5 protein-coding genes and 1 pseudogene are annotated in these 3,636 nt (G+C 68.9%); all 6 read right to left on the bottom strand.

The features are described from left to right. The coding region (locus AC1DY5_RS46955; protein WP_478121225.1) for a Rieske 2Fe-2S domain-containing protein at positions 1 to 212 on the bottom strand (212 nt) is incomplete at its 3' end. A gap of 41 nt (positions 213 to 253) precedes the next feature. Next, on the bottom strand, positions 254 to 472 hold the full coding sequence (locus AC1DY5_RS46960; RefSeq protein ID WP_478121226.1) for a recombinase-like helix-turn-helix domain-containing protein: 219 nt from the start codon (positions 470 to 472) through the stop codon (positions 254 to 256). A 47-nt stretch (positions 473 to 519) separates the two neighbouring features. Continuing rightward, on the bottom strand, positions 520 to 855 hold the full coding sequence (locus tag AC1DY5_RS46965; protein WP_478121227.1) for a hypothetical protein: 336 nt from the start codon (positions 853 to 855) through the stop codon (positions 520 to 522). An 87-nt stretch (positions 856 to 942) separates the two neighbouring features. Next, positions 943 to 1,585 (bottom strand): annotated as a pseudogene (locus tag AC1DY5_RS46970) (FAD-dependent monooxygenase); the annotation flags it as partial. Positions 1,586 to 1,608: 23 nt separating this feature from the next. Further along, the gene (locus tag AC1DY5_RS46975; RefSeq protein WP_478121229.1) at positions 1,609 to 2,595 is read right to left on the bottom strand and encodes a Bug family tripartite tricarboxylate transporter substrate binding protein; all 987 of its coding nucleotides are present in this window, start codon (positions 2,593 to 2,595) and stop codon (positions 1,609 to 1,611) included. An 8-nt stretch (positions 2,596 to 2,603) separates the two neighbouring features. Beyond that, a complete protein-coding gene (locus AC1DY5_RS46980; RefSeq protein ID WP_478121228.1) occupies positions 2,604 to 3,575 on the bottom strand; it encodes a VOC family protein in 972 nt (323 codons plus the stop codon). Between the last annotated feature and the right edge of the window lie 61 nt (positions 3,576 to 3,636).

The raw sequence follows: 3,636 nt of genomic DNA on the forward strand, positions 1-3,636 counted from the left end.
CCCTGCGACAGCGGCGCACCGCGGTGCGGGCAGCGGTCTTCGAGTGCGTGGAGCTTGCCGGCGTGGTCGCGCCAGAGGGCGAACTTGCGGCCCAAGCGGCGCAGCGACACGGGCGATTCCTTGATGAAGCCGGAGGGGCAGATCGGGTACCAGAGATCCTTGAGGCCGATCTCGAGCAGCTGGTCGACGGGGTCTYCGCGGGAGGGGGTCATGGTGGGGTTCCTCTTGATGGGAATGRGAGGCGGCGCGGCGCTCAGGCGCCGAGGACGGCCATCTCTTCGCGGTAGGTGGCCTCGGTCCAGGCCTTGCCGCTGGGGCTCGCGAGGCCGCTGTCGTTGAGCCGCTCGACCAGGCCGGCGAGGTCGTGGACACCGGCCGCGAAGGCGCGCTCGATGGCGTCGCCGAGCAGGTCCTCGTAGGTGGTGGGGATGCGCTGGCGCGCCTGGTAGGGATCGAGATACCGGTTGGTCATGGTTCGCTCCATCGGAAAAAAAACAGGTTGATCGAAAGTGGACGGCCTTACTGGCCGCCGTCGCGGACCCGCTCGCGGATGCGCTCGCGCACCGGAACGAAGTCATAGCTCGGATAGCACTCGGTGGCGAAGACGCCCCAGGCGCGGCGCTCGAGTTCGAGATTGACCAGCGGCAACTTCTCGGTCGGCAGCTCGAGCGTGAGGATCTGCCCCAGGCCCATCGCCACCGTCCACGAGACGATGCGCGTGCCCCCGGGCGGAAAGGACTCCCACCAGTCGCTGGCCTTCATGCGCGCCTGCACGTCGTCCAGCGTCAGGCCGGCGTGGTGCTTCATTACGAGGGTCAGCAGCAGGGTTGCGCTGGACGTCGATGCCGTGGTCATGGGATGCCTCTCAGGCCGCAGGCGCCGCCGTCACCGGCACCGCCCAGGCGTCATAGCCGTAGATCCAGTCGGCGTTGCCGCCCTCGCGATCTGGCTCTGCGGATTCGGGCCCCACCACTTGGTGAAGGCGCCGAGGTTCGGCACGTCGGCGACGCCGCTCGACCGGCACCACGGCGCGGTAGGCCACGATGCCCGTGAAGCGCGGACTCTCGGCGCCGAACATCGCGGTGCGCACCGCCGAAAGGATGCCGTCGGCACCGATCAGCACGCCGACGCGGGCGCTGCTGCCGTCCTCGAAGGCCAAGCTCACGCCCAGTGCATCGGGCGTGATCGATCGCGCCCGCTTGCCTAGCGCCACGCGCTCGGCCGGGAACATCTCGGCCAACGCCGCCAGCAGGTCGGCCCGGTGGATCGTGAGCTGCGGCGCGCCGTACTTCGCCTCGGCCGAGTCGGCCATCTCGAGGCGCGAGGTTTCCGCGCCGCTGTCGTAGCTGCGGCTGATACGGTGCGTTGGCCGCGCGGCCGTCACGCGGGCCGCCTCGCCGACGCCGAGGCCGTCGAGGGCGCGGACCGCGTTCGGCGTCAGGTTGATGTCGGCGCCGACGCGGGCGAACTGCTTCGCCTGCTCGAACACGACGACGTCGTGGCCGGCGCGCCGCAGCGCGATGCCGGCGACCAGGCCGCCGATGCCGGCACCGACGATGCCGATGGTGGATTCATTGCATTGCATGTGTTGTCCCCTTCCCTTTCTTATTACTCGGCCACGATGTTGTGGGCCTTGATGATCTTTGCCCACACCGCGGTCTCGTCGCGGATCGCGGCTGCGAATTCGGCCGGCTTCATCGAGGCGTCGGTCATGCCCTGGGCCTTGAGGCGCTCGCGCACGTCCGGCGCGGCGAGGATCTCGGCGGCGTCCCTGGCAAGCTGCTCGGCCACCGCGGGCGGCGTCCCGGCCGGTGCCAGCAGGCCGTACCAGGAGGTCACGTTGACGCCCTGGATGCCCTGCTCGGCCAACGTCGGGATCTCCGGCGCGACCGGGCTGCGCTTGCCTTCAGTGACGCCGAGCGCGACCAGCTTGCCGCTCTTGATGAAGGGCAGCGTGGCCGGCAGGTTGCTGAACATCAGCGGCACCACGCCGCCGAGCACGTCGTTGAGCGCCGGCGCCGTGCCCTTGTAGGGCACGTGCAGCAGATCGACACCGGCCTGCTGCTTGAACAGTTCGCCCGCCAGGTGCAGGCCGCTGCCGACACCGGGCGACGCATAGGACAGCGTGCCGGGTTTGGCCTTGGCCTGGGCGACCACCTCCTTGGCGTTCTTGAAGCCCGAGGTCGGCGTCGCCACCAGCACGTTGGGCGCGGTCGCGAGCATCGTCACCGGCACGAAGTCCTTGGCGATGTCGAACGGGAAGTTCGGCATCAGGGTCGGGTTAATCGTCAGGTTGCCGGCCGGCACCACCAGCAGCGTGTGGACATCTCCCTTGGCGCGCTTCACCTTGTCGATGCCGATGTTGCCGGCCGCACCCGCCAGGTTCTCGACCACGGCCGGCTGGCCATAGCGCTTGGCGAGCCCTTCGGACAGCACCCGCGCCAGCGTGTCGACGGGGCCGCCCGGCGGAAACGGCGAGACGATGGTGAAGCGGTCGCTCGCGAGCTGCTTCTGCGCATCGCTCTGGGCGTGCGCCGACGTCAGCGCCGCGAAGGCGAGCACGACGGTGGCGGCGAGGCGCAGGGGCCGGCGCATGAGATCGCTCATTTCTTCTCCGTCAGGAAAGCGCCCTTAGGGCCTTCGGCATTCTTTTGACGACGCGTATGGCCGTCGAGGCCGCCATCGACCGCCCATTCGGCGAACACGGTCGGGCCCGGCTCGAACTCGCGCGGCTGCCATTCGGCAGTCAGCTGGTCCTCGTCGGCGTAGTACTCGATCAGGCCGCCGGCCGGGTTCTTGAAGTACCAGAAGTAGGCCGAGGACACCGGGTGGCGGCCCGGGCCGAGCTGCGTTTCCCAGCCCTTGCGTGAGAAGTGCAGGCCGCCGCCGAACACCTCGTGGATGTCACGCACCGTGAAGGCGACGTGGTTCAGTCCGCGCTTGCCCGAGGGCAACTGCAGCAGGAACAGGTCGTGGTGGCCGCCCTCCGGGGCGCAGCGCATGAAAGCGCCACGGTTCGGATAGCTGTCGGACGCGACGAAGCCGAAGCGCTCGGCATAGAAGGCGCTGGTGGCCTGGACGTCGCCGACGAAGAAGACCACGTGACCGACCTCGATCGGCGTCGCCCGCTCGTACACCGGCGCGGGCTGGTTGATGCGCGGCTTGGCGTTCCAGGTATTCATCGCGCCGCAGTCGACGTCGACCGCATGCTTGCGGCTGACCTGCAGCCGCACGGCCAGGCCGTTCGGGTCGATGCAGCCGATGCGACGGCCGCCATCGACCTCGCCGTCGACGAAGCCGGGGTCCTTGGCGATCGCCGCGGCATAGCGCGCGAGGTCGGCGTCGCTCTCGACTCCCCACACCACTTCGCGCAGGGTCGGACCCTCTTCCATGCCGGCCGGCAGGCCCGGCTTGTCCAACGCCGCGATGACCACCGTGCAGCCGTTGAGGCATTCGAAGACGAGTTCGTCGGCGATCTCGGACTTGAGCGAGAGGCCCCAGTCCTGGAAGAAGTTGCGGCAGACCGCGAGGTCGTCGGCCACGTAGGTGATCTGGTCGATGCCCAGTACGCTCATGATCGTGTTCCTTTCAGCTGGCCCACGGCAGCGGCTGCTCGTTGGTGCCCCAGTACATGCT

Source organism: Variovorax sp. P4_D9, from assembly GCF_056401695.1.

Excerpts from the sequence above, each read along its gene's own strand:
- AC1DY5_RS46980 (WP_478121228.1), bottom strand. The coding sequence starts at position 3,575 with ATGAGCGTACTGGGCATCGACCAGATCACCTACGTGGCCGACGACCTC.
- AC1DY5_RS46965 (WP_478121227.1), bottom strand. The coding sequence starts at position 855 with ATGACCACGGCATCGACGTCCAGCGCAACCCTGCTGCTGACCCTCGTA.
- AC1DY5_RS46960 (WP_478121226.1), bottom strand. The coding sequence starts at position 472 with ATGACCAACCGGTATCTCGATCCCTACCAGGCGCGCCAGCGCATCCCC.
- AC1DY5_RS46975 (WP_478121229.1), bottom strand. The coding sequence starts at position 2,595 with ATGCGCCGGCCCCTGCGCCTCGCCGCCACCGTCGTGCTCGCCTTCGCG.